The sequence below is a fragment of the Isoptericola haloaureus genome, from assembly GCF_036689775.1.
Taxonomy (GTDB): Bacteria; Actinomycetota; Actinomycetes; order Actinomycetales; family Cellulomonadaceae; genus Isoptericola; species Isoptericola haloaureus.
The window spans coordinates 36181-61584 of sequence record NZ_JBAGLP010000105.1 but is presented as its reverse complement, the minus strand read 5'-3'; the positions used below and the strand labels follow the sequence as shown (position 1 = coordinate 61584).

Here is a 25404-nt window from a genome sequence, read left to right as displayed (position 1 = left end):
CAGGAAGGCGTCGATGGCTGACCAGCGAGTTCCTGTCAGGCCGTACCGGCGTCGGGTGGTCGACGACTTTCTGGACGATTTCCAGCCGGAATCCCCCGCGATCACCATCGCCGGCCCCAAGGGGGTGGGCAAGACGGCGACGGCGCTGCGTCGGGCGGCGTCCGTGATGTCGTTCGACCTCCCGGCGGACCGTGCCCGTCTGGACGCGGACCCGACGCTCCTGACCGCTCTTGACTACCCCGTGCTCGTCGACGAATGGCAACGCAAGCCGGAATCGTGGGACTACGTGCGCCGCGCTGTCGATGCCGGTGCACCCGCGGGTGCCTACCTGCTGACGTGCAGTGCGACGGCCCCCCGGGGCGTGACCGTCCACTCGGGCGCCGGGCGATTCATCGACGTGCGCATGCGCCCGCTGAGCTTCTTCGAACGCGACGTCGAGTTCCCCACGGTCAGCATGTCGGCGCTGCTGCGCGGATCCTCCGAGATCGGCGGCGAGACCGACGTGGGACTGGCGGAGTACGTCGAGGAGATGACGGCTTCGGGGTTCCCGGACATCAGACGCCTGTCGCCGCGGGTGCGCCGCCGGCGGCTCGAGGCGTACGTGGACAACATCGTGCAGCGGGAGTTCGCCGAGCACGGCTACCCCGTGCGTCGTCCGGCGACGCTACGGGCCTGGCTCCGTGCCTACGCCGCGGCGACATCGACCACCACGAGCTACAACGACATCCTCGACGCCGCGACGGCGGGGGAGAACGACAAGCCGAGTCGGACGACGACGACGGTGTACCGCGATGTGCTCGCTCAGCTGTGGCAGCTCGATCCGGTCGAGGCGTGGCTGCCGAGCCGAAACCACCTTGATCGCCTCACCCAGGCGCCGAAGCATCACCTCGCGGACCCGGCGTTGGCGGCTGTGCTCCTTGGACTGGACGCCGAACAGCTGATGCGTGGCACGGCCTCTGCCGCAGATCTGCGCGACGGAGCCGTTCTGGGGCACCTGTTCGAACACCTGGTGACCCTCAGCGTCCTGGTGTATGCGGAGGCAGCGGAGGCCCAGGTCCGGCATCTGAGGACCAAGGGAGGTGACCACGAGGTCGACCTCATCGTCGAACGGCGCGACGGGCGTGTCCTGGCGTTGGAGGTCAAGCTCAAGGCGACGCCTGCCGAGAAGGACTTCCGGCATCTGCGGTGGCTGAAGGAACAGCTCGGCGACGATCTCGTCGATGCGGCCGTCGTCACGACCGGACAGCATGCCTACCGGCGCAACCAGGACGGAATCGCGGTCGTCCCCCTGGCGTTGTTGGGCCCGTGACGGGAGCGCCCGTGAGCCCGGCGTCGCGCTACCAGCCGCCGGGCCGGAGCACCTTGCGGATCCGCTTCTCGCTGACCGACCCGTCCGTGCCGAGCTGCTGGGCGAACAGCGACACCCGCAGCTCCTCGAGCAGCCACCGGACCTCGGCGAGCTCGGCCGCGCGGGCCGGGTCGGGCGCCCCGGCGGCGTAGGCCTCGCGGGCCTGGTCGTAGACCCCGGTGACGTCGTGGATCTTCCAGGCGAGCTCGGCGTCGCGGTGCGGGTTCGACTCCGCCTTCTCCAGCCGGTACGACGCCGCCCGCAGGTAGCGCACGAGGTGCGGCACCCGCCGCGGTGGCGTCGCGGCGACGAACCCGTCGTGGACCAGCCCGGCGACGTGCTCGCGGATGTCCTGCAGGGTGTTGAGCAGGGCGAGCGAGGACGACGCCTTCACCGCGGTCTCGACGGTCCGCCACGCGGTGAGGGCCGCGACGACGTGCCCGACGATCCGGTGGACCTCGTCCTCCAGGTGCTGGCGCACGAACCCGAGCGCCGACTCGTACGAGTCGGCATCACAGATCTGTACCGCCACCGGCCCGCCGGTCGGCGTCCCCGGCGCCTTGTCCGCGTCCGTGCTGGTCAGCGCGATGACGGCAGCCAGCTGCAGGTCGGCGACCAACGCGTCGGTGTTCCGGTACGGCGCGGCCGCCAGCGTCAGCGACTGCTTCGCCGACCACCGTGACGTCACCCGGCCGGTCTGCAGCGCCGTCTGCGACAGCAGCAGCCGCCGCACACCGGCCGCGTGAGCGGCGTCCCGACCCGCGGCGTCGGCCAGCACCCGCAGCGCCACGCTCGGAGCGGCACCCTTCGCACCGGCCTCCTCGACCAGCGCCGGGTACCCCTGCACCACGACACCCCCACCGAGATCCGTCGACACCGACCCGGGCAGCACCCCGCCCGGCAGCCCCTCCGGCCACGTCGTCAGTCCCGTCTGCTCGGCCACGACGGCTCCGGCGACGGACGTCCCGACGCCGGGACCGCCGTCGGGCCGCCCGGACCCGGACGAGTCCGCGGAGCCCGGGGTCGCGGTGTCGGACGCGCCGCCGTCCAGCCGTAGCGGAGGGCCCCCCGGGGCCCGTGAGCGAGGCGGCGCGTCCGACGCCTCGACGCCGGGCGTGCCCGAGTGACCCGAGGTGGCCCGGGCAGCCTCCTCGAGCGCGACCCCGACCGCCCCCTTGACGGCCGACCGCACCGCGGCCTCCGCCTGGGGCGCCAGCTTCTTCTGCAGCGACAGCAGGTCCTTGGACTCGTCGAGCACGACGGGACCGGCCGGCCGCGTCGCACCCTGGCGGCGGCCCTTCGTCGGACCGGACTTCCGCCGTCGTCCACCCCCGGCGGGTCCGCCGCGACCGGCGGACCCGGAGCTGTCCGCGGCACCGGAGGCGTCCTCGACCCGGAACGTCATGCGCAGGTGCGCGGGCAGCCGTTCGACGCGCTCGGCGTCCCACACGTCGTCCGGGATGACGACGTCGCGCAGCGCGCGCACGGCGCGGGTGAACTCGACGTGGAACGGCGTGGCCATGTCACCGGCGCGCGTGAGGTCCTCCCACGCCGGCACGTTCGCCCGCATCCACTCGGCGACGGCGGCGCCGACGTCGGGCGCGGGGACGAGCTCGCGGCGCACCGTCTTGGGCAGCGACCGGATGGTGGCGACGCACAGCTCGTCGAGCAGGCCGGGGACCATCCAGTCGAACCCGTCGGGGGTGACGCGGTTGAGGATCGACAGCGGCACGTGGACGGTGACGCCGTCGGCGTCGGTCCCGGGCTGGAACTGGTAGGTCAGGGGCAGCGTGACCTCGCCCTGGGTCCAGGTCTCCGGGAACTCGGAGGTGTCCACGGACTCGGCGTCGACGAGCTGGTCGAGCGTGAAGGTGAGCAGGTCCGGGTCGTCGCGGCGGGCCTTCTTCCACCAGGAGTCGAAGTGGCGCGCGCTGACGACGTGCTCGGGGACGCGCTCGTCGTAGAACGCGAAGAGGTCGTCCTCGGACGCCACGAGACCCCGCTGGCGCGACCGTGCCTCGAGTTCCTCCGCCTCGGCGAGCAGCCGGCGGTTCTCGGCGAAGAACGCGTGGTGGGTGGTCCACTGCCCCTCGACGAGGGCGTGCCGGATGAACAGGTCGCGCGCGCCCTCCGGGTCGATCTTCCCGAAGAGGACGGGCCGGTCGGCGACGATCGGCACGCCGTAGAGCAGCACCTTCTCGACCGCCACGGCCGCACCCTGCTTGGTGGACCAGTGCGGGTCGGAGTAGGTGCGCTTGGCCAGGTCTCCGGCGAGGTCCTCGGCCCACTCGGGCTGGATCTTCGCGACGTCGCGCGCCCACAGCCGGGAGGTCTCGACGAGCTCGCCAGCCATGATCCACGCCGGCGGCTTCTTGCTCAGCGGCGAGCCGGGGAAGATCGCGAAGCGGGCGCCGCGTGCCCCGAGGTACTCGTTGCGGGCCCGCTTGGCGGCCTGGCGCAGGGCGCGTGCCCGGGCCTCGCCGCGCAGGTGCGCCACGGAGGACGCCTTGATCTCGCCGGTGTCCTGCATGCCGATCTGGGACAGCATCCCGGACAGCAGGGCGCGGTGGATGGTGTCGCCGTCCCAGGGGCGCCGCCAGTCCGTCTCGTCCGGTGCGTCGTCGTCGGCCGATCCCGTGGTCGCGGGCCGGTAGCGCATGTCCACGCCGAGCGGCTTGGCCATCTGCCGCAGCTGGGCGACGACGTCCTGCCACTCGCGCACGCGCAGGAAGTTGATGTACTCGCTCTTGCACAGCCGCCGGAAGGCCGAGGAGCCCATCTGGTGCTGCTGCTCGCGCAGGTACTCCCAGAGGTTGAGGTAGGTGAGGAAGTCCGACGTCGGGTCGGTGAAGCGGGCGTGCGACTGGTCGGCCTGCGCACGCGACTCGGCGGGGCGTTCGCGCGGGTCCTGGATGGACAGGGCGGCGGCCACGATGGCGACCTCGCGGGCGACGCCGAGCCGGGAGCCCTCGACGACCATGCGGGCCAGCCGCGGGTCCATGGGCAGCCGGGCGAGCGTCCGTCCGACGTCGGTGAGACGGGTCGTGCCGTCCCGCAGCGTCAGCGCGCCGAGCTCGGACAGCAGGTTCACGCCGTCGCGCACGGCCCGGGTGTCCGGCGGCTCGACGAAGGGGAACCGTGCGACGTCGTCGGGGGAGCCGACCACGCCGACGGAGATCATCTGCAGCAGCACCGAGGCGAGCGAGGTGCGCAGGATCTCGGGCTCGGTGAACTCCGGCCGTCCCTCGAAGTCCTCCGGGGAGTACAGCCGGATCGCGACGCCGTCCGCGACACGTCCGGAGCGCCCGGCACGCTGGTTCGCCGAGGCCTGGCTGATCGCCTCGATCGGTAGGCGCTGCACCTTGGTCGCCTTGGAGTACCGCGAGATGCGGGCGGTGCCGGGGTCGACGACGTAGTGGATGCCGGGCACCGTCAGCGACGTCTCGGCGACGTTCGTGGACAGCACGATGCGCCGGCCGGGGTGGGACTGGAACACGCGGTGCTGCTCGGCGGACGACAGTCGCGAGTACAGGGGCAGGATCTCGACGTGGTCGGGGCGCTTCGGGTCGCGGACCCGTTCCTTGAGATGTCCTTCGAGGGCGTCGGCGGCGTCGTGGATCTCGCGCTCGCCGGAGAGGAACACGAGGATGTCGCCGGACCCCTCGCGCATCAGCTCGTCGCACGCCTCGACGATGCCGGTCACGAGGTCCTTCTCGTCACCGCTCTTCTTCTTCCCGGACCCGGCGTCGGCGTCCGGGGCCAGCGGGCGGTACCGGATCTCCACGGGGTAGGTGCGTCCGGAGACCTCGACGACGGGGGCGGCGTCGGGCAGCACGTCGACGACAGCGTCCGGTGCGCCGCCGACCTCGGCCAGGTGGGCGGGGGAGAAGTGGGCGGCGAACCGCTCGGAGTCGATCGTCGCCGAGGTGATGACGAGCTTGAGGTCCGGGCGCCGCGGCAGCAGCCGGGACAGGTAGCCCAGGAGGAAGTCGATGTTCAGCGACCGCTCGTGCGCCTCGTCGATGACGATCGTGTCGTAGGCGAGCAGGTCCGGGTCCCGCTGGATCTGGGCCAGCAGGATGCCGTCGGTCATCACCTTGACGAGCGTGGAGTCGGAGGAGGTGTCGGTGAACCGCACCTGGTAGCCGACGACGCCGCCGGGGGTCAGCGGTCCAGCTCCACAGAGTTCTTCATGCACGCGCTCGGCCACCGACCGCGCCGCGATCCGGCGCGGCTGCGTGTGCCCGATCTGTCCGGCGCGGCCCCGGCCGAGCTCGAGGAGGATCTTCGGCAGCTGCGTCGTCTTGCCCGAGCCGGTCTCGCCGGCGACGACGACGACCTGGTGCTCGCGGATCGCCTCGGCGATGTCCTCGCGCCGCGCAGAGACGGGCAGCTGCTCGGGGTAGGTGATCTCGGGCACGACGACGGCGGCCCGGAGCTCCGCGGCACGGTCCAGCTCCGCACGGCTCACCCGCGACGGGCCGGTGCGCTGGGCGCCGGGACCGCGTCCCTTCCCGCGTCCGCGCCGCCGTCGTCGGCTACCGCCCGAGGAGCCCGTGGGACGAGCGGGGTCGTCGACGGGCTGCGGGGCGGAGGAGGACTCGGTGCTCACGACCTCTCATTGTCGCAAGAGACGCAAGCTGATAGTTCAGACGGAGGTCGACCACTCCGTCGACGTGCTCATCACGCCGAACATCGAGATGAAGAACACCAGGTAGGCCACGAGGATCAGCAGGCCGATCGCGGTGAAGACGATCGACAGCCACAGGCCCCACTTGCCGAGCACGTTGTCGTAGCCGACCTTCTTCGAGTCGGACAGCGCCAGGGCCGACACGACGATGCCGGCCGGGGCGAAGACGAAGGCGAGCACGAACCCGATGATGCCCATGATCTTGCCGGGCGGGTCCGGCGCGTACGCCGGCGGGTAGGCGCCCTGCGGGTAGCCGGGCTGCTGCGGCGGGTAGCCCGGCTGCTGGGGGTAGCCCTGCTGCTGCTGCGGATAGCCCTGCTGGGGATAACCCGGCTGCTGCGGGCCGGGCTGCTGACCGTGCCCGGGCGGCGGGGTGCCTCCCGGCGGCGGTGTCGGGTCCTCGGGCTGGTTCACCTGGTACGGGTCGCTCACCAGCCCAGTCTCGCCGACGGGGCTCCGGCACGCCAGATCCCGGCCCTCCGGGTACCGGCGGCGCTGCCACGGGCGGGCGTGATGGAATCGAGAGATGTTCTCCCGCCCTCGGACATCGTTCGACCTCGTCCCCCGCCGGGTCCGCGTGCACGCCGTGCGCGAGCTGACCGGCTCGCTGGTCCGGACCACCGTCCGCGACGTGCCCGGCGCGGACCCCGACGCGCCGTCGTCCCTCGTCGCGCTGCGGGCCCCCGGCCCGGAGGACCACGTCACCGTCTTCCTGCCGGACCCGGCCACCGGGGAGCTGCACGCCCCGACGCTCGCCCCCGACGGCGGGCTGCAGCGCACCAGCTCGGGCGTGTCGATCTCGCGGGACCTCACGGTCCGGGACGTGCGCACGGTCGACGGCGTCGCCGAGGTCGACCTGGACTGGGTGGTGCACGACGGCGGCGGGCAGGCCGCGGCGTGGGCGTCCCGCGCCGCCGCCGGCGACGAGATCGTGCTCGCCGGGCCGCGGCACAGCGTCGGCGTCCCCGACGGCGTCGGGCGGCTCACCGTCGCCGTGGACGAGACCGGCCTGCCCGCCGCCGCCCGCTGGACCGCCGCCGTCGGCCCCGACGTCCGGGTGACCGCGATCGTCGAGATCGGCGACGACGTCGCCGAGGACGTGGTCGAGTCCGAGCTCGGCCACGCCGACGTCGAGATCCTGTACCGCACCGACGGGCCGGGCCAGCTCGCCGAGGCGGTCCGCTCCCTGGGGATGCCGGAGGACGGCGAGTTCGTCGTCGCGCTGGGCGAGGCCGGCGACCTGGTGCCCGTGCGGCGGCACCTGCGGCGCGAGCTCGGTCTGGACGCGGACCGGATGTCGGTCGCGGGCTACTGGCGGCGCGGCACGGTCAACCACGACCACGAGCAGCCGCTGGACCCCGCCGACCCCGACTGAGCGCCGGGCATCCTCCGGGGCCGGACGGGAGGGTCAGAAGTCCCGGGCGGTCTCGGCGTGCGGCGACCCGAGCCGTTGCAGGTGCAGGCGGCGCCGGAGCCGGATGGCGGGGCGCAGGAGCATCTGCACGCTGCCGAGGAGGAACAGCCACGTGCCGGCGGTGGCCGTGGACTCGGAGAAGAACAGGGCCGAGCCGACCACGAACCACACGCCGATGAGGATGTCGTTGACGATGCTGAGGGTCTCGTAGCGCTGCCGCACCACGAGCTCCTCGTGGCCGATGCGCAGGGTGAGGTCGTCGTCCTGGGGCACGGTGCCATGGTGGCCCCGTCGGTCGGCAGCCGCACCCGCGGCACGGCATCATGCGCGCATGACTGCGCTGACCACCGCCGAGCTGACGGCCGTCTACACCGACCTGCACGCCCACCCCGAGCTCGCCTTCGCCGAGCACCGCACCGCAGGCGTCGTCGCGGACCGGCTGCGCCGCGACGGCTTCACGGTGCACACGGGGATCGGCGGCACCGGCGTCGTCGGCGTGCTGGCCGACGGCGAGGGTCCGACGGTGCTGCTGCGCGCCGACATGGACGGGCTCCCGGTCACCGAGGACACCGGGCTGCCGTACGCCTCGCGCGAGGCCGGCACCATGCACGCCTGCGGACACGACGTGCACGTCACCTGCCTGCTGGGCGCGGCCACCGAGCTGGCCGGACGCCGGGCGGAGTGGTCGGGCACGCTGCAGGTGCTGTTCCAGCCCGCCGAGGAGGTCGGGGCCGGCGCCCGGGCGATGCTCGCCGACGGCCTGTACGACCGCGTCGGGACCCCCGACGTCGTGCTCGGCCAGCACGTCATGCCGTTCCCCGTGGGCACGGTGAGCCTCACGCCGGGGCCCGCGATGGCCGCCGCGGACTCGCTGCGCATCACGTTGCACGGCAAGGGCGGGCACGGCTCGTCCCCGGAGGGCACCGTCGACCCGGTGCTGATGGCCGCCGCGACGGTGCAGCGGCTGCAGGGCATCGTGTCCCGCGAGGTCGGGGCGGGGGAGAAGGCGGTGGTCACCGTCGGGTCGCTGCGGGCGGGGACCCGGGCGAACATCATCCCCGACCGGGCCGAGCTGCTGGTCAACGTCCGCTCCTTCGACGAGGGCGTGCGCGAGCGGGTGCTCGCGGCGGTCCGCCGGATCGTCGACGCCGAGGCCGCGGCCTCCGGCGCCCCGCGGGCCCCGGAGTACGAGGAGATCGCCACGTTCCACCTGCTGGTCAACGACCCCGCGGCGTCGGAGCGCACCGGAGCGGTCCTGGCCTCGGCCCTCGGGGCGCACCGCGAGGCGATCCAGGAGGCCGGCAACGTGCCCACCGTCGTCGCGCTGCCGCCGCTGGCGGGGTCGGAGGACGTCGGCGACTTGGCCACCGCCGCGGGAGCGCCGCTCGTCTACTGGCACCTGGGCGGGTTCGACCCGGCCCTGTTCGCCGGCTTCGACCCCGGGGCGGCGACCGGGATGGGATCCCTGCCCGACGGCGTCGCCCCGAACCACTCCCCGCAGTTCGCGCCCGTGGCGGAACCCACGCTCGGGCTCGGCGTCGCGCTGCTGGTGGCCGCGGCGACCGAGTGGCTGGACTGAGCCCGGCCGCCGGACCGGTCAGGCCGCGGCGTCCTCGGTCTCGCCGCGCAGGTCGTCGATCTGGGTCTGCAGCTGCGCCAGCAGGTCCGCCACCTGGTCGGCGCCGGCGGTGCGGGCCTCCTCGGTGACGTGCTTGACCTCGGCCGAGGCGGCCTCGAGCGCCACCTGGGCGTCCTGCAGCGCCACCATCGCGCCGTCCTCGGACTCGGTGGCCTGCTCGAGAGCGCCGCGCGCCTCGTCGGTCGCGGCCTGCGCCGAGGCGACGGCGTCGGTCACGGACCCCTGCAGCTCGTCGGGGACACCGGTCACCTGCTCCTCGAGCTCGCGCAGGTCGCCCTCGATGGCCTCGGCCTGGCTCTGCGCGTCGTCGATGAACTGCTGCACGTCCGTCGGGGCGGAGCAGGCGCCGAGCATCATCGCCAGGGCGACGAGACTGGCGGCGGCGAACCGGGTGGTGGCCCCGCGCTGCCTCGTCGGGGCGGTCTGAGTGGTCGGCACTGACGTCATGGACCGATTCTGCCTGGTCAGGGCCGGGATCCCCAGCCGTTCTGCGGTGCGATTCGTGGAGATCCTGCGTACAGGTCAGGCGGAGGTCGTCACGCCTCGACCAGCCGGCAGCGGATCCGTGCTCCCGGCGGGACCTGCCCGAGCAGCCACCGGTGCGACGCCGCGACCGTGGCGATCACCGGGTAGCCGCCGGTCAGGGGGTGGTCGGGACCGAACAGCACCGGCTGCCCGTCGGGTGGGACCTGGAACGCGCCGGTCACGGCGGCCTCGCTGGGCAGCTCGGCGTCCCACGCGGCGGCCGTCCGCGTCAGCGGGCGCTCCCCGTGCAGCCGTAGCCCGATGCGGTCCGACCGCGGCGTGACCTCCCACTCCTGGCTCGTGAGCAGCGCGAGGGCGTCGGCCGGGAACCAGTCGGCGCGCGGGCCCGGCACGACGGGCAGGGTGACGACCTCACCGGGGGCCGGCAGGCGGTCCGGGTCCGGGGCGCCCGGGTCCGCGGTCGCGACGGCGCCGACGTCGTCCGGTGCCGCGCCCAGGACGTCCCCGGTGGCCAGGGCGGCCGGACCCAGACCGGCGAGGAGGTCCGCCGAGCGCGATCCCAGCACCGGCGCCACGTCCAGGCCGCCGCGCACCGCCACGTAGGTGCGCAGCCCCCGGCGGGGCGACCTCAGCGACAGCTCCTGACCGGCGCCCAGCACGAACGGCCGGCCGAGGGGCGGCACCCGCGGGGGCGCGTCGTCGGACACCACCTCGAGGTCGGCCGGGGCGCCCGTGACCGCGACGACGACGGTCCGCAGGGCCCGCAGGCGGAGCCCGCCGAGCGTCTCCAGCGCGGCGGCGTCGGTGCGGTTGCCGACGGCCCGCTGCGCGGCCCGGGCGCTGCGGGGGTCGGCCGCCCCGGAGGCGGACACGCCCAGGTCGACGCTCCCGGGACGGCCGAGGTCCTGCACCAGGGTCTGCAGGCCCGGGGACACCACCTCGAGCACCGGGTCGGCGGGCGAGGGGGTCGACGGCGGGGCGGACGCCGCGGGCCGGGACATCGTGACGAGCTCGCGGGCCGGCCGGAAGCGGACGGCGTCGCCGGGTGCCCACAGCGCCGGTGCCTCGCGGGCGACGTCCCAGACGACGGCGTCGGTCCGGCCCAGGAGCTGCCACCCGCCCGGGCTCTCCCGCGGGTAGACGCCGCTGTAGCCGCCCGCCATCGCGACCGCCCCGACGGGGACCCGCGTGCGCGGCGAGGAGCGGCGCGGGAGCTCCAGCGCCGGGTCGTCCCCGCTCAGGTAGCCGAACCCCGGGGCGAACCCCATGAAGGCCACCCGCCAGGTGGCCGCGGCGTGCCGGCGGACGAGCTCGTCGACCGACCAGCCGAGCAGCTCGGCCGCGGCGGCGAGGTCCTCGCCGTCGTACACCACCGCGATCTCGTGCCGGCGGACCTGTGCGGCCCCCGCGGAGGCGGGCTCCGTGACGCGGGCCCGCAGCTCCCGGGCGAGCCGGGCGGGGTCGGCGCGTCCCGGGGTGAACGGGACGAGCAGCGTGCGCGCCCCCGGCACGGTGGGGCCGACGCCGGGCACCGGACGCTCGCGCAGGGACCGGTGCAGTGCCACGGCGGCCTCGGCGGTGTCCAGCGTGACCAGCAGCGCGTCGTCGCCGACGGGGCGGACCTGCGTCGTCATGGCGCGACGAAGGGCCGCAGGCTCACCCCGGCCCCGGTCAGCACCTCGCGCAGGCGGGCCGCCATCGCGGCGGCGCCGAGCGTGTCGCCGTGCACGCAGATGGAGTCGGCGACGACCTGCACGTCGGTGCCCTCGATCGAGCGGACGACACCCTCGTGGACGAGCCGCAGCATGCGGGCGGCGACCTCCTCGGGGTCGTGCAGGACGGCGCCCTCGACGCTGCGGGGCACGAGCCGGCCCTCGGCGGTGTAGGCCCGGTCGGCGAACGCCTCGCTCGCCGTGACCAGGCCGGCCGCGCGGGCGGCGTCGAGCGCGACGCTGCCGGGCAGGCCCAGCAGGACGAGCTCGGGATCCACCGTGACGATCGCGGCGGCGACGTCCTCGGCGACCTGCGGGTCGACGGCCGCCGTGTTGTAGAGGGCGCCGTGCGGTTTCACGTAGCGGACCGAGGTGCCGGCGGTGCGGGCGATCTCGCGGATCGCGCCGAGCTGGTAGACGAGGTCCGCGCGCAGCTCGTCGCTGGGGACGGCGAGGTCCCGGCGCCCGAACCCCTCGCGGTCGTTGTAGGCGACGTGGGCGCCGACGGCCACCCCGCGCCGGACGGCGGCGTGCACGGTGCGGTGGATCGTCGCCGGGTCGCCGGCGTGGAAGGCGCAGGCGACGTTGGCGCTCGAGACGATCTCGAGCATGCGGGCGTCCCCGGCGTGCTCCGCGGGGTCGGTGCCCTCGCCGAGGTCGCTGTTCAGGTCGATGCTCCGCGGGGCGGTCGCGTCGGACGTCCTCATGACGCCAGTGTGCCCCGTCCGGCGGGAGGAGAAACTTCGCCCGCTCCCCGGGCGCGACCGGGTGGCGTACGTCACAGCCGTCCACGAGAGTGGGTGGTGGAATGTGACAGCGGCCACGTATCCTCGGGATCCTGTGCGAGGATGCGACCAGCCAGAACGGGCGGCGGGCGAGAAGGGTAGACGTGGCGGACGAGGGTGAATCGACGGAGATCGACGGCGGGCACGCGGTGCGGGCGGAAGCACCCCGCGGCGCCCGCGGCGTCGCCTCGCGTCCAGGTGCCCCGCGCCGGGGCTGGCGCGTCGTCGGTGCCGGTGCCGGTGCACTCGTCCTCGCGACCGGCTTCATGGTCGGATCCGTGGCCAGCACGCCCTGGAACGACTTCTCCCAGCACCCCACCTTCACCGCGCCGGTCGAGACGGAACCGCTCGAGCTCGGCGTGGTCGGCGGCGCCTCCCCGACGGGTCCGACGTCGATCGACCAGCTCCTCGGCGTGATCGAGGAGGCCGAGCTCGCCGCTCTCGAGAGCGGCCGTGAGCTCGGTCCCGAGGTGCAGCAGGCGGCCGCCGAGCTGGGGGGCCTCCTGACCACCTACGTCGCCCAGCAGCAGGCCGACCACGTCCCGGGTCTCGGCGACCTGGACCTGCCGCAGGCTCCCGACCCGGCGACCCCCGCGGTGCCGGACGAGATCCCGCCGGCCGGACCGCCGTCGTCGGACGACCAGCACCTCGACCCGCCCGAGAGCACGCCCGGAGACTCGCTGCGCCCCCCGGCCGAGGCCACGCCGGAGCCGTCCCCCTCACCGTCGCACGCACCGGCACCCTCAGCATCTGCGGCCCCGTCCGCGTCGCCGCAGCCGTCGGCGTCGCCCGAGCCGTCCGTCGCCCCGGACCCGTCGGCCGCGCCCGACGACGACGCGGACGTGCTGCAGGCCGGCGGCCCTCGCGGACCGGTCGACGACGCACCCGCCGAGGTGGACGACCTGGCCCCGCTGCCGCAGGAGGTCGGGACGTTCCAGGGCGCCGGGCTGCAGCTGCCCACCTGGGAGGGTCTCGTCGGGGGCGACGGCACGTTCCAGGTCGGCAACGGGTTCGACCAGGACGTCGCCACCGACGACGAGACGACGTCCGACGCCGGGCTGGAGCTCGCGCACGCCGAGGACGGCGAGGAGCACGACCACGCGCACGGCGACGAGCGCGTCACCTTCGACGACATCGTCGTGGCGGCGACCCACCTGGCCTCGCTGTTGAACCCCGCCACCGCCTCCGTCGTCGTCGACGTCCGACCCGCGGTCACCCAGCTGCCCGACGGCAGCTTCGTGTCGGACGACGGCGTGGCCGTGGCCTCGAACGGCCTGCCGCTGGCGAGCGGTGCCGTCGGCAGCGGCTCGCTGTCCGCGACCCTGCAGGCGGTCGTGGACCAGCACGCCTCGTCCACCGCCGGCTACAGCAACGGACGGATCCCGGCTTCGGTGCTGTGCAGCATCACCACGGCCCCCTGGCACATGCTCCGGTGCGACGCCGCGGCCCAGTTCGCCGCGCTCAACGCGGAGTACCGGGACCGCTTCGGCGTGAACATCCCGATCACCGACTCCTACCGGTCGTACGACGCGCAGGTCGCGGTCCGCGCCGCGAAGCCGCACCTGGCGGCCGTGCCCGGCACGTCGAACCACGGCTGGGGCCTGGCCCTGGACCTGAGCACACCGATCTCCGGCGGGTACTCCGCCGAGTACGTCTGGCTGCGGGTGCACGCCCCGGACTTCGGGTGGGACAACCCCGTCTGGGCCCGTCCGAACGGGAGCAAGCCCGAGCCGTGGCACTGGGAGTTCTTCGCCGCGGGCCCGGTCCCCGACCGCGCCACGTCGCACGCCGACGTCACCACCGCCAGCGGCTCGTCGAACGGGTCCGGCTCGTCGAAGGGTTCCGGCGCGAAGGCCCCCAGCGGGAAGGGCGACGGCGGCGCGAAGGGAACGTCGCAGGGCGACACGGCGGGCAAGGGCTCGAAGGGCGACAAGAGCGACAAGAGCGACAAGAGCGACGGTGAGAAGCCGAAGCCGACGCCGAAGCCGTCCACGAGCCCGAGCCCGAAGCCCTCGGCGAGCCCGTCGCCGAAGCCGTCGGCCGAGCCGGAGCCGTCCACGAGCCCGAGCCCGAAGCCGTCGGCCAGCCCGAACCCCTCGGCGAGCCCGTCGCCGGCGCCGGAGCCGTCCACGAGCCCGAGCCCGGAGCCGTCGGCCAGCCCGTCCCCGGGGACGGACTCCTCGCCGGAGCCGTCCTCGGAGCCGTCCTCGGAGCCGTCGCCGACGGCGGGGCCCGGTGACGAGGGCAGCACGGAGCTGTCGGACCCGGAGTCGTCGAGCACGGAGACCTCGAGCACGGAGTCGTCGAGCACGGAGACCTCAAGCACGGAGTCCTCGGGCACGGAGTCCTCGAGTTCGGCCACGTCGAGCACGGAGTCCTCGACCTCGGGTGAGGACGCGACGGCGCCGACCGACGACAGCGAGGTGGCGCAGCGCGAGGACGAGACGCTCGGCTCGCGGACCGACGGCAGCGGTGACGAGGGCGACGCGGTTCCCTCCGGGGACGGCGACGACTCGTCCGGCGACGGGTCCGTGGACAGCACCGACGACGGTGCCGTGGCGGACGGGGCCGACGGGACCGAGTGAGCCGGATGGGCCATGCCGACGACCCGCGGCGGTTCCTCGTCGACGGACGCCTCGACCGCAGCCCGCGCCGGTGGCGCGACAAGGTGGCGGTGACCCGGTACCTGGCGACCGTGGCGATGCCGCGGCTGCTCGAGCCGATCTCCGAGCGGGACCTGACCGACCGCTTGGCCGAGCTGGCGCGCGACCCGGTCGCGCTGCGCCGCGCCATGGTCGACCTGGGGCTCGTGAGCCGGACCCGTGACGGTGCCGAGTACTGGCGCACGGAGCGGACCGAGCACGACCCGGAACCCGACGCGGTGGAGATCGTCGACCGCGCGCTCGGCGAGTCACCGTGACCGGGGGCGAGTCGGAGCCGGAGCGCCGTGCGCGGGAAGCTCTCGAGGCGTCCGGCGCGGAGTTCGTCATCACGCGCCACGGACGCGTGGGTTCCCTGGCCGAGGCGGCGGCCGCGCGCGGCGTCGCACCGGACCGCCTGCTCAAGACGATCGTGGTGCGCCGGGCCGCCGACGACTACCTCTTCGTCCTCGTCCCCGGGGGCCGGACGATCTCCTGGCCACGGCTGCGGGCGCTGCTGGGGGTGAACCGGCTCTCCCTGCCGGACGCCGAGGTGGCCCGCGAGGTCACGGGGTACGAACGCGGCACGATCACGCCGTTCGGGTCGTGGCACCGCTGGCCGGTCGTGGCCGATGCGAACATCCCGGCAGGGGGTACCGTGTCTGTCGGGGCCGGCGGTCACGGTGTCGGGGCGACGCTGGACGCGGACGTCCTGCTGCGGGTGCTCGACGCACAGGTGGCGGACGTGACCGACCCCGAGGCATCACCCGCGTGAACTTCTTCCACTTCCTGACCGTGTTCCACTGGACGCATCGGCGCGGGGGGTGAACACTCGATCCGTGGTCCGGGCGGTGGGGGCACCCCGGTCACGTGGCCACCGTTGGCACGACAGGAGTACGACACCCCGATGGATATCGACAGCGCGACGGATCTGGACCCTGACGCAGGGTCCGGTATCTCCTGCCAGCACGATGAGAACGGGACCCTGCTGACGCTGTGGGGCGAGGTCGACGCCGCCCTGCGCGAGTCGGCCAGCGACGCCATGGCCTCGGTGGCGGCCCGGCCCGGGGCGGCCCCGATCGTGCTCGACGCCCGCGACGTGAGCTTCATCGACTCCTCGGGCGTCGCCTTCGTCCTGCAGATCTACATGTTCGGCCAGGAGATGGGTGCTCCGGTCCAGCTCCTCGCACCGTCGGAGGCCGTGACCGAGGTGCTCGAGATGGTCGGGATGGCGGGGCGGATCCCCGTGATCCCCGAGGAGCAGCCCGCCGGCACCTGACGCGCGGCCGGCGGTTCACGGCGACGGGGCCGCCCGCGATGCGCGCGACGTCCCCCGCTCGACCAGGTGCACCGGGCTGACGAGATGCTGGGGCGCGCTGTCCCGGTCGGCGATCCGACGGTCGAGCGCTGCCACCGCGTTCTCGACGATCCAGGCGTTGCTGGGGTCGATCGTCGTCAGGCCCGGCATCGTGAACTCCCCGAGCGCGAGGTTGTCGAAGCCGACGACCTGGACGTCGTCCGGGACGCGGAGGCCCGCGTCGTGGATGCCGGCCAGCACGCCCATCGCGACCTGGTCCGTGATGGCGAAGAACGCGTCGATCGACGGGTCGCGGGCGAGGAGCGCCCGCACCGCGATCCGGGCGCTCGACATCTCGAAGCGGTCGAGGGGGAGGACCGCGGCGTCGTCCACGGGTACGCCCCGCTCCTGCTGCGCGAGCTCCCATCCCCGCGTCCTGAGCGTGACCATCGAGGCGTGGCCCTCGTCGCCCCCGCCGACCATGACGATCCGTCGTGCGCCGCGGTCGAGCAGGTGCTCCGTCGCGAGCCGGGCGCCGGTGATGTTGTCGATGTGGATCTGGTCGAAGCGCGGCGGCATGTGCTGCTCACCCAGGAGCACCACCGGGAACGACGGGCGGATCCGGTCGATGTCGGCGTAGCCCAGGCCGACGACGCTGAGGATGACGCCGTCGTAGGTCTGCAGGCGCGCGAGCGAGAGCGCGGCGAGCTCGCCCTCCTTGCTCGCGTCGCTCTGCTCGACGGCGAGGTGGCGTCCTGTGGACGCGAGCGCCGACGACAGCCGCGCGGCGAGATCGCCGAAGTACGGGTGGTCGAACCGCGGGACGACGAGCCCGATCGCCCCCGTGCGTCCTGAGCGCAGCCGCCGCGCGCTGAGGTTGATCTCGTAGCCCAGCTCGTCGACCACCTCCAGCACGCGCAGACGCGTCTCGGCCCCCACCCGCGGCTTGCCGTTCAGCACGTTCGAGACGGTCATGACGGAGACGCCGGCGGCACGGGCGACGTCGCTCATCGTGGGCATGGCTCCCCTTCTCCAGCGGGTGTTGGCGCCTTGGACGCTGTGGGGTTACAGTGTCTCATCACTGGGGTATAACGATAAACCTCAGCCGTTCAGGGCACAGCCGCCCGATCGAAGGAGTTCGAAGATGAAGTCACCCATGCGGATGGTGGTCGCAGGTATCGCCGTGACGGCGCTCGCAGGCTCGCTCGGTGCCTGCAGCGGCGACTCCGGCGAGGCCGACGGCACCACCACGGTCTCGTTCCTCTCCTGGACCGGTCAGGAGCAGATGGAGCCGATGATCGAGGCGTTCGAGGCGGAGAACCCCGACGTCACGATCGAAGCCTCCTACTCGCCCCCGGTGGCCGAGTACATCCAGACCCTCCAGACGCGGGTGCTGTCCGGCACCGCGCCGGACGTGTTCGTCGTGGCGGCCGAGAACAAGACCAACCTCATCGAGGCCGGCGCCGTGGTGGACCTGAGCGGCGAGCCCTTCATGGAGGGCATCCAGCAGTTCAACCTCGACACCTACGGCAGGGACGGAGCCGAGTACGGGCTGTCCCTGTCCTCCTGGGCGGCGGGCTACGCCTACAACAAGGAGATGCTCGCCGACGTCGGGTACGACGGCATCCCCGAGACCTGGGACGAGTTCCTCGTCATGCTCCAGGACCTCCAGGACGCCGGCTACACGCCGTTCCTCGAGAGCGTCGACCAGATGCCGACCACCGTCTCGGCGATGCTCGGCGCCAAGACCTCGCAGAGCGACCCGAGCGTGGACGACCAGATCTTCGACGGCTCGTCGACCTTCGCGGAGCAGTGGACGCCCATCCTCGAGGAGTACAACCGCCTCTACACCGAGGGGCTCGTCTCCGCGGACGTCGTCGCGCTCGACGGCGACCAGGTGCGCGACGAGTTCGCCAACGAGCGGGTCGCCGTCATCAACGCCGGTCCGTGGATCATCAACGCCGTCCAGGAGGCCAACCCCGAGCTGGACTGGGAGTTCGGGCAGGTCCCCGGGCTGCCCGACGGGATGCCGTTCCAGGCGGGAGCGGCGGCCCCCGGCTACGCGATCAGCGCGAGCTCGGACGAGGAGACGCAGGAGGCGGCCAAGACGTTCCTGACCTGGCTCGCCTCCGAGCAGGGCGTGGAGATGTTCCACGAGGCGACGAACGACGTGACGGTGACCGAGAACTTCACCCCGGAGGTCGACCCGGTCTTCGAGCCCATGGTGGAGCCGATCCGGGACGGTGACCTCTACCTGCCGATGATCGCCTGGCAGCGTGACGAGGACGTCCTGAACGTCGAGGCGGTGGCGCAGGTCCAGCGCATGATCCAGGGGCAGATCGGCCCCGAGGACGTCGCGGCCGCGCTCGACGCGAAGCTCTCGAGCTGAGTCGATCGGATCCACGAGCGCCCGGGGCCGACGGCCCCGGGCGCTCGCCGAGAGAGGTCACCCCATGACGACACTGACGACTCCGACGTCGAGCGGCGCGCCCGCGCCCACCGCCAGGCAGCGCCGACGCCGATCCGTAGAGGGCGGCTGGAAGCAGATCACGATCAACAGGGCGTTCCTGATCCCTGCGATCGTCGTCTTCGTCTTCCTGTTCGTGGTCCCGCTGCTCCAGGGCCTGTACTGGAGCTTCACGGACTTCACCGGCTACAGCCCCGAGGCGAACTTCATCGGCTGGGACAACTACGTCCAGATCCTCAACGACCCCTCGATGCTCTCGGGGCTGACCTTCACGCTGCTGTTCGCCGTCGGCACCACCCTGCTGGTCACCTGCCTGGCCATCCCCCTCGCGGTGCAGCTCAACAAGGCCTTCGTCGGGCGCAACGTCGTGCGCTCGCTCTGGTTCTTCCCGGCCGTGCCCAGCATGGCCATCCTGGGCCTGGTCTGGAGCTACATCCTGTCCCCGCTGCCGTCCGGGGTGCTCAACACCCTGCTGTCCAACTGGTTCGGCATCGAGGCGGTCTCGTGGCTGTCGGACAACACCCTGGCGCGGTTCTCGGTGATCATGGTCGGCGTGTGGGCGCAGACCGGCTGGCACGCCGTGCTCTACCTCGCCTACCTCCAGTCGATCCCGCAGGAGTACTACGAGGTCGCGAAGATCGACGGTGCGTCGCCGCGCCAGCAGTTCTTCGCCATCACCCTGCCGCTGCTGATGCCGGCGATGGTGGTCAGCTCCTTCCTGCTGCTCACCAACGGTCTGAAGGTCTTCGACCTGCCGTACACGCTGACCAACGGCGGACCCGGGTTCGCGACGTACACCATCACCCAGTCGCTCGTCGTCACCGGCGTCGGCCAGGGGGAGTACGGGCTGTCGTCGGCGCTCGCCGTGATGTTCACCGTGGCGGTCGGCGTCATCGGGTTCACCCAGCTCCGCATCACGAGCCGCATCGGGAGGCGATTCGCATGACCACGGCCCTCTGGCGGCGCACGCTGCTGAGCATCGGGATGATCGCGCTCGCGCTGATCATCGGTGTGCCGCTCTACTACATCGTCATCAACACGTTCAAGACCCAGGCCGACATGGTGTCCTCACCGCTCGGTCTGCCGGAGACCTGGTCGTTCGCGAACTGGTCGTCCGCCCTGGGCGACATGTCGATCTACCAGGCCTTCGGCAACACGCTGTACGTAACGGTCCTGGCGGTGCTGGCGCAGCTCCTCGTGGGGGCGATGGCCGCGTACGCCATGATCATCGCGCGCAACCGGACGACCAGGATCCTCGGCAGCCTGCTGCTCGTCGGGTTCATCATCCCGCCGCAGTCCACGATGATCCCGCTCTACCGGACCCTCGTCGGCTTCGAGCTGGTCGACAGCCTGAACGGCCTGGTCATCATGTACATGGGCGGGGCGATCTTCTGCTTCTTCCTCATCCAGGGCTACATGCGCACCCTGCCGTACGAGGTGATCGAGGCCGCGCGGATCGACGGGGCCGGGACCAACCAGATCTTCTGGCGGATCGTCCTGCCCCTCATCAAGCCGATCCTGGTGACCGTGGGCGTGTTCCAGACCATGTGGGTCTGGAACGACTTCCTCCTGCCGACGGTCTTCCTGTCCTCGCCGCAGAAGGAGACCATCGTGCTCCAGGTGTACAGCGCCGTCTCGGAGTTCACGACCGACTGGCCGGCCTTCATGACGATCACGGTGATCGCCCTGGTCCCGATGGTGATCTTCTTCGTCTTCACCCAGCGACACATCGTCAGCGGACTGCTCGCGGGAAGCGTCAAGGGCTGACGAGCACGCACCACCCACACCAGAACTCCAGGAGCACCATGCCGCAGGACCAGTCCACCGCCATCATCGACCTCGACGTCCCGGGCCCGCGCATCTCCCGGCACGTCTACGGCCACTTCGCCGAGCACCTCGGCCGCTGCATCTACGACGGCTTCTACGTCGGGGAGGATGCCGACGTCCCGCACGTCCGGGGGATCCGGACCGACGTCGTCGAGGCGCTGCGGGCCCTGCAGATCCCCAACCTGCGGTGGCCCGGCGGCTGCTTCGCCGACGACTACCACTGGCGCGACGGCATCGGCCCGCGCGACCAGCGTCCCCGCATGGTCAACTCCCACTGGGGCGACGTCGTCGAGGACAACTCGTTCGGCACGCACGAGTTCATGGACCTGTGCGAGCTGCTCGGTGCCGACGCCTACATCAGCGGCAACGTCGGGTCGGGATCCGTCGCCGAGATGAGCGAGTGGATCGAGTACCTCACCCGCGCCGACGACTCGCCGATGGCGGCCCTGCGCCGCGAGAACGGGCGCGACGAGCCGTGGAAGGTGCCGTTCTTCGGCATCGGCAACGAGGCGTGGGGCTGCGGCGGCAACCTGCGGGTCGAGCAGTTCGCCTCGCTGGCCCGCCAGTACTCCACCTACGTGCGCAACCACGGCGAGAACACGACGTACCGGATCGCCGCGGGCGCCTCCGACGCCGACCTGCACTGGACCGAGGTCCTCATGCGGTCGTTCGACGCCCTGGACGACCCCGCGGACGCGGACAAGCCGGGCGACCCGTTCCAGGCGATCTCGCTGCACTACTACACGATGACCGGGCCGTGGCAGGACAAGGGCAGCGCGACCGAGTTCAGCGAGGACGAGTGGTACCTCGCCCTGCAGCGCGCCGCCTTCATGGAGCGCCTGCTCACCCGCCACGGCCAGGTGATGGACCGCTACGACCCGCACCGGCGCATCGGGCTGGTCGTGGACGAGTGGGGCACCTGGTGGAACGTCGAGCCGGGGACCAACCCCGGGTTCCTGTACCAGCAGAACACCCTGCGCGACGCGCTCGTCGCGTCGGTGCACTTCGACGCCTTCCACCGGCACGCCGACCGCGTGGTGATGACCAACATCGCCCAGACGGTCAACGTGCTGCAGGCGATGCTGCTCACCGACCCCGAGACGGGCGCCCTCGTGCGCACGCCGAGCTACCACGTCTTCGCGATGAACACCCCGCACCACGACGCGGACTCGCTCGCCGTCCACCTGCAGGGGGTGCCCACGCGGACGACGGACGGCGCGGAGCTGCCGCTGGTCTCGGCGTCGGCCTCGGTCTCGGGGGACCGTGCGCACGTGTCGCTGACCAACCTGGACGCCGAGGCCGAGCGCACGATCGTGCTCGACCTGCGCGGTCGTGAGGTCACGGGGCACGAGGGTCGGGTCCTCACCGCGCCGGAGCTGGCCACGCACAACAGCCCGGACGCGCCCGACGCCGTCGCCCCGGTGGCCCTGGAGTCGGTCCGTCCGCACGAGCGTGGGCTCGAGGTGACGCTCCCGGCGCACTCCTACGCCACCGTGTCGCTCACGCTCGCCTGACCCAGACAAGCCCAGCCGAGCCCCGTCCCGCCCCGCCCGGCCCTTCCCCCGCCCGTCCCCGACGCTCCCCGGCGCTGTGGGCATGAAATCTGCAGACTCACCTCCCTGAGGACCTGCAGATTTCATGCCCACAGCGCGGGGCGGGGGCGGCCGGTCCGCCGGGCGCCTCGTGCGGCCGTCGGGCCGACGGACTTCCTGCGCGCTCCCTGACCAGCCATGGCACCCTGGGGCCCATGCGGAACTGGGCCGGGAACCTCGCCTACGCCGCGCACGACCTCGTGCGCCCGACATCCCTGGAGGAGCTCGCCGACGTACTGGCCGTCGGCGGGCCCGTGCGCGCGCTGGGCTCGCGCCACTCGTTCAACGACCTGGCCGACACGACCGGGACGCACGTCCAGGTCGACGGGCTGGACGACGGCCGGCCGGCCGTGGACCTGGACACCGGCACCGGCGTCGTCTCCGTCAACGCGGGACTGCGCTACGGCGAGCTGTCGCGCGCCCTGGAGGCCGAGGGGCGGGCGGTGACCCAGCTGGCCTCCCTGCCGCACATCTCCGTGGCCGGGGCGGTCGCCACGGCCACGCACGGGTCCGGGGACTCCAACCGGTCGCTGGCGAGCGCCGTCGTCGGGCTCGAGCTGATGACCACCGCCGGGGAGCTGCGCCGGATCACCCGGGACACCGACCCGGAGGTCTTCGCCGGCACGGTCGTGTCCCTCGGTGCGCTCGGCATCGTCACGCGCCTGGAGCTCGCCACGGTGCCCGCGTTCCAGGTGCGCCAGGACGTCGCCCTCGACCTGCCGTGGCAGACGGTGCTCGAGCACTTCGACGCCGTGACCGGGTCGGCCTACTCCGTCAGCCTCTTCACGAGCTGGGACGAGCCCACCGTCCGGGCGGCCTGGTTCAAGTCCGTCGTGTCCGACGGCGGTGGTCGCCGTCCCGAGCCTGTGCCCGGTCTGCCATGGGCCGAGCACGACGTGCACCCGGTGCCCGGCGTCGACCCGGCCGCCTGCACCGCGCAGCACGGCGTACCGGGGCCCTCGCACGAGCGGCTCAGCCACTTCCGGCTCGACCACACGCCGTCGGCCGGGGAGGAGCTGCAGAGCGAGTACCTGCTGCCGCGGCGGCACGCCGCCGAGGCGATCGAGGCGATGCGCGCCCTCGGGCCCCGGGTCGCGCCGCTGCTGCTGACCGGGGAGATCCGCACGATCGCCGCCGACGACCTCTGGCTCAGCCCCTTCGGCGAGGACTCGATCGGCCTGCACTTCACCTGGCACCCCCGGGGTGCCGAGGTCGCTGCGCTGCTGCCGGTGATCGAGGACGCCCTGGCACCGTTCGGCGCCCGGCCGCACTGGGGCAAGGTGTTCGCCGCGGACCCCGTCGCGCTGCGCGCGGCGTACCCGCGGTTCGAGGACTTCCGCGCGCTGGCCGACCGGTTCGACCCGCAGGGCCGGCTGCGCGGCGGGTACGTCGCGCGACTGCTCGGCTGACCGGCGCCGACGCACCTGTCGCCTCGACATGCCGGGGACCGCGATGTCGCGCATGATCACCAGGAGAGAACGGTTTGACGAAGCGGCGACCAGCGCGGAAGGTGTGTGACCCGTGAGTGCACAACACAAGTCCGCCCCGCGGGAGCAGTTCACCGGGCAGGTGGGATTCATCCTGTCGGCGATCGGCTCGGCCGTGGGTCTCGGCAACATCTGGCGGTTCCCCGGCGTGGCCTACGAGAACGGTGGCGGCGCGTTCCTCGTGCCGTACCTCATCGCGCTGCTGACGGCGGGCATCCCGATCCTCTTCCTCGACTACGCGATCGGCCACCGGTTCCGCGGCGGCGCCCCGCAGGCGTTCCGCCGGATCAAGGGCTGGCTGGAGACCCTGGGCTGGTTCCAGGTGATGATCTGCATCGTCATCGCCGTCTACTACGCCGCGGTCGTGGCCTGGGCGGCGAGCTTCTTCGTCTACTCCTTCGGCCTCGACTGGGGCGACGACCCGCAGGGCTTCTTCTTCGGCGAGCACCTGCAGCTCGCCGACGTCGGCGGTGCCGACCCGTGGCTCACCTTCGACTTCGTGGCCGCCGTGCTGATCCCGCTGGTGCTCGTCTGGCTGGTCGTCGTCGCGGTGCTCGCCGCCGGCGTGGTCAAGGGCGTCCAGCGCGCCAACATCGTCTTCATCCCGCTGCTGCTGGTGGCGTTCGGTGCCCTCGTGGTCCGTGCCCTCACGCTCGACGGGGCCGCGGACGGGCTGAACGCGCTGTTCACCCCGCAGTGGGACGCCCTCGGCGACCCGGACGTGTGGATCGCCGCCTACGGCCAGATCTTCTTCTCGCTGTCCGTGGCGTTCGGCATCATGATCACCTACGCCTCGTACCGGCGCCGTCGGTCGAACATGACCGGCCCCGGCCTGGTGGTGGCGTTCTCCAACTCCGGCTTCGAGATGCTGGCCGGTCTCGGCGTGTTCTCCGCCCTCGGGTTCCTCGCGCTGGAGTCCGGCGGCACCGTGGACGAGCTGGGCATCGCCGGCGTCGGGCTGGCCTTCGTCACCTTCCCCGCGATCGTGTCCGAGATGCCGGCCGGCGCCCTGTTCGGTGCGCTGTTCTTCGGCTCGCTGGTGATGGCCGGGTTCACGTCGCTGGTCTCGATCCTCCAGGTCGTCTCCGCGGCCCTGCAGGAGAAGTTCGCCCTGTCACGCACGGCGGCGGTGCTGTGGCTCGGCGGTGTCCTGGGTGTCGTCTCGGTGGTCGGCTTCAGCACCACGACGGGCCTGATCCTGCTCGACACGGTCGACTACTGGGTCAACAACATGGGCATCGTCGCCTCGGCGATCCTCATGTGCGTCTTCGTCGTGTGGGTCTACCGCCGGGCGCCCGAGCTGCGCTACCACCTCAACGCCGTCTCGACGACGCAGCTCGGCGCGTGGTGGTACGCGTGCGTCGGCGCCATCATCCCGGTGATGCTGGGGATCATGCTGGTGCAGACGATCCTCATCCGCATCGACGAGCCCTACGGCGGATACGATGAGACGTACCTGCTCTATGCAGGCTGGGGCACCGTGGCGCTGCTGGTGGTCGGGTCGCTCGTCTTCTGGGCGTTCCGTTGGCGCGGACCGGGTCTGTACCGCGCCTGGCCGCCGTACCCGCCGGTCGAGGACCCCGCCGTGCGGAAGGAGGCGTCGCGATGAGCACCACCGCGATCATCATGATGGCGGTCGCCCTGATCGTCGTCTGGGGCGGCCTGATCCTCGCGATCGTGGCCCTGCGCAGCCGGCCGGAGCGGACGGAGTTCCCGCCCGGCGGCGAGGACGACCACCGCGAGGACATGGGGATCATCGAGCACGACACGTAGGTCTCGCTCCGGTTCCGAGGCCCGTTCGAGGTCCGGGTCCTTCCGTGGCGCCGCCGCGCTCACGGGCGCTGTGCGCCCTGCGCTTCCCGTCCGACGACGGCGCCACGGAAGGACCCGGACCTCTGTCGTCCGTCCCCGTGTTTCGTCCCTGAACCGCGTTGCGTGCTCGCCTCGGGACGCGGGCTGGGCGGGAGGTGACGGAGGTGCGTGATCGATGTCATGGGGCTCGGGTTTGGGAACGCGATGTA

General features: G+C 72.6%; 21 protein-coding genes. 14 read left to right on the top strand and 7 right to left on the bottom strand.

Annotated elements, in window-relative coordinates; translation table 11 throughout:
- The first annotated feature begins 13 nt into the window (after positions 1 to 13).
- Positions 14 to 1309 (top strand): ATP-binding protein, encoded by a 1296-nt coding sequence (locus V5O49_RS02295; RefSeq protein ID WP_332900811.1) that lies wholly within the window; start codon positions 14 to 16, stop codon positions 1307 to 1309.
- Positions 1310 to 1337: 28 nt separating this feature from the next.
- On the opposite strand, the gene hrpA is transcribed toward V5O49_RS02295, so the two are convergent.
- Both hrpA and V5O49_RS02285 read right to left on the bottom strand, forming a co-directional pair.
- Positions 1338 to 5960: an ATP-dependent RNA helicase HrpA gene (hrpA, locus tag V5O49_RS02290; RefSeq protein ID WP_405001128.1), complete on the bottom strand. Its 4623-nt coding sequence runs from the start codon at positions 5958 to 5960 to the stop codon at positions 1338 to 1340.
- A gap of 36 nt (positions 5961 to 5996) precedes the next feature.
- Complete coding sequence (locus V5O49_RS02285) at positions 5997 to 6470, bottom strand: hypothetical protein (protein WP_332900810.1); 474 nt, start codon at positions 6468 to 6470, stop codon at positions 5997 to 5999.
- Positions 6471 to 6564: 94 nt separating this feature from the next.
- On the opposite strand from V5O49_RS02285, the gene V5O49_RS02280 reads away from it, so the two are divergent.
- A complete protein-coding gene (locus V5O49_RS02280) occupies positions 6565 to 7413 on the top strand; it encodes a siderophore-interacting protein (protein WP_332900809.1) in 849 nt (282 codons plus the stop codon).
- Positions 7414 to 7446: 33 nt separating this feature from the next.
- Here the strand turns inward: V5O49_RS02280 and V5O49_RS02275 are convergent, their stop codons facing one another.
- Positions 7447 to 7725 carry a YrhK family protein gene (locus V5O49_RS02275; RefSeq protein WP_332900808.1) on the bottom strand — a complete coding sequence of 93 codons (279 nt, stop codon included), beginning with the start codon at positions 7723 to 7725 and terminating at the stop codon, positions 7447 to 7449.
- A 58-nt stretch (positions 7726 to 7783) separates the two neighbouring features.
- Between V5O49_RS02275 and V5O49_RS02270 the strand changes: the two genes are divergently transcribed.
- Positions 7784 to 9031, top strand: a complete 1248-nt coding sequence (locus V5O49_RS02270) for an amidohydrolase (protein WP_332900807.1) — start codon at positions 7784 to 7786, stop codon at positions 9029 to 9031.
- 18 nt (positions 9032 to 9049) lie between these two features.
- Here V5O49_RS02270 and V5O49_RS02265 read toward each other — a convergent pair whose 3' ends face one another.
- From V5O49_RS02265 to V5O49_RS02255, 3 genes are all read right to left on the bottom strand, one after another.
- Positions 9050 to 9538, bottom strand: a complete 489-nt coding sequence (locus tag V5O49_RS02265; protein ID WP_332900806.1) for a hypothetical protein — start codon at positions 9536 to 9538, stop codon at positions 9050 to 9052.
- An 89-nt stretch (positions 9539 to 9627) separates the two neighbouring features.
- Positions 9628 to 11211, bottom strand: a complete 1584-nt coding sequence (locus tag V5O49_RS02260) for a 5-oxoprolinase subunit B/C family protein (protein WP_332900805.1) — start codon at positions 11209 to 11211, stop codon at positions 9628 to 9630.
- Positions 11208 to 11996, bottom strand: a complete 789-nt coding sequence (locus tag V5O49_RS02255) for a LamB/YcsF family protein (RefSeq protein ID WP_332900804.1) — start codon at positions 11994 to 11996, stop codon at positions 11208 to 11210. Before V5O49_RS02255 ends, V5O49_RS02260 begins: the two co-directional genes overlap by 4 nt.
- Positions 11997 to 12352: 356 nt before the next feature.
- On the opposite strand from V5O49_RS02255, the gene V5O49_RS02250 reads away from it, so the two are divergent.
- The 4 genes from V5O49_RS02250 to V5O49_RS02235 all read left to right on the top strand — a co-directional run bounded on the left by V5O49_RS02250 (position 12353) and on the right by V5O49_RS02235 (position 15992).
- Complete coding sequence (locus V5O49_RS02250) at positions 12353 to 14659, top strand: M15 family metallopeptidase (protein ID WP_332900803.1); 2307 nt, start codon at positions 12353 to 12355, stop codon at positions 14657 to 14659.
- Between the two features lie 5 nt (positions 14660 to 14664).
- Complete coding sequence (locus tag V5O49_RS02245; protein ID WP_332900802.1) at positions 14665 to 14994, top strand: DUF2087 domain-containing protein; 330 nt, start codon at positions 14665 to 14667, stop codon at positions 14992 to 14994.
- Positions 14991 to 15488, top strand: a complete 498-nt coding sequence (locus V5O49_RS02240; protein WP_332900801.1) for an aminoacyl-tRNA deacylase — start codon at positions 14991 to 14993, stop codon at positions 15486 to 15488. Before V5O49_RS02245 ends, V5O49_RS02240 begins: the two co-directional genes overlap by 4 nt.
- Before the next feature lie 132 nt (positions 15489 to 15620).
- Positions 15621 to 15992 carry an STAS domain-containing protein gene (locus tag V5O49_RS02235; protein WP_278236012.1) on the top strand — a complete coding sequence of 124 codons (372 nt, stop codon included), beginning with the start codon at positions 15621 to 15623 and terminating at the stop codon, positions 15990 to 15992.
- Between the two features lie 15 nt (positions 15993 to 16007).
- Here the strand turns inward: V5O49_RS02235 and V5O49_RS02230 are convergent, their stop codons facing one another.
- Positions 16008 to 17030: a LacI family DNA-binding transcriptional regulator gene (locus V5O49_RS02230; RefSeq protein WP_332900800.1), complete on the bottom strand. Its 1023-nt coding sequence runs from the start codon at positions 17028 to 17030 to the stop codon at positions 16008 to 16010.
- 124 nt (positions 17031 to 17154) lie between these two features.
- Between V5O49_RS02230 and V5O49_RS02225 the strand changes: the two genes are divergently transcribed.
- The 7 genes from V5O49_RS02225 (at position 17155) to V5O49_RS02195 (ending at position 25156) form a co-directional block, all read left to right on the top strand.
- Complete coding sequence (locus tag V5O49_RS02225) at positions 17155 to 18399, top strand: ABC transporter substrate-binding protein (protein ID WP_278236014.1); 1245 nt, start codon at positions 17155 to 17157, stop codon at positions 18397 to 18399.
- A 64-nt stretch (positions 18400 to 18463) separates the two neighbouring features.
- Positions 18464 to 19423 (top strand): carbohydrate ABC transporter permease, encoded by a 960-nt coding sequence (locus V5O49_RS02220; protein ID WP_332900799.1) that lies wholly within the window; start codon positions 18464 to 18466, stop codon positions 19421 to 19423.
- A complete protein-coding gene (locus tag V5O49_RS02215; RefSeq protein ID WP_332900798.1) occupies positions 19420 to 20244 on the top strand; it encodes a carbohydrate ABC transporter permease in 825 nt (274 codons plus the stop codon). Before V5O49_RS02220 ends, V5O49_RS02215 begins: the two co-directional genes overlap by 4 nt.
- A gap of 38 nt (positions 20245 to 20282) precedes the next feature.
- Entirely contained in the window at positions 20283 to 21818 is a 1536-nt protein-coding gene (locus V5O49_RS02210; protein WP_332900797.1) for an alpha-N-arabinofuranosidase, read from the top strand.
- Between the two features lie 233 nt (positions 21819 to 22051).
- A complete protein-coding gene (locus V5O49_RS02205) occupies positions 22052 to 23305 on the top strand; it encodes an FAD-binding protein (protein ID WP_332900796.1) in 1254 nt (417 codons plus the stop codon).
- A gap of 112 nt (positions 23306 to 23417) precedes the next feature.
- Complete coding sequence (locus V5O49_RS02200) at positions 23418 to 24992, top strand: sodium-dependent transporter (RefSeq protein WP_332900795.1); 1575 nt, start codon at positions 23418 to 23420, stop codon at positions 24990 to 24992.
- Positions 24989 to 25156 (top strand): methionine/alanine import family NSS transporter small subunit, encoded by a 168-nt coding sequence (locus V5O49_RS02195; protein WP_278236020.1) that lies wholly within the window; start codon positions 24989 to 24991, stop codon positions 25154 to 25156. Before V5O49_RS02200 ends, V5O49_RS02195 begins: the two co-directional genes overlap by 4 nt.
- Positions 25157 to 25404: the final 248 nt, after the last annotated feature.